1 pseudogene is annotated in these 503 nt (G+C 36.2%); it reads left to right on the top strand.

Annotated elements, in window-relative coordinates:
• Positions 1-503 (top strand): annotated as a pseudogene (locus tag HC175_RS17590) (BREX system P-loop protein BrxC); the annotation flags it as partial.

The following is a 503-nucleotide window of genomic DNA, read 5'->3' as shown; positions in this document are numbered from 1 at the left end:
ATTGGTGAATTACCTGAAAACTTCCGGATTGTTCAGGCAGGTAAGCACCATAAATGAAGATTCCATCGCTTACAACTTCAATATTCGCACAGATCTGGATGATGAAATAATTTCTGCGAACAATAAAAATTTGCGCCTTACAGCCTTTAGCCTCTTCAATATAAATGATGACAGGGAGGATTTCATTGAGAACTTAAAACTTGAAACACAATATACCAAAGACGTGATCACCCTTGTACCTGATGATTCCCGTTTCAGGGAAATTGACAGGTTGCTGGATGAAGTGCAAAAATATCAGGAAATTGAGAAGGTTTATAGTCACGATGAAAATGATGAAAAAAGGAGGATTGTAGACAGATTTGCTACTATTAAAGCTGAAAAGGAAAAAGATCTTATCAATCTTATCCAGGAGGCTTATCAAAATGGTTCTCTCATCTATTTATTTGATGAAACATTCTTGTCCCAGGACAAGTTTAAGGTCAGCATAAATGATGTGCAGAAAA

This window comes from Salinimicrobium oceani (assembly GCF_012037645.1).
This window is presented reverse-complemented; position numbering and strand designations above follow the sequence as displayed.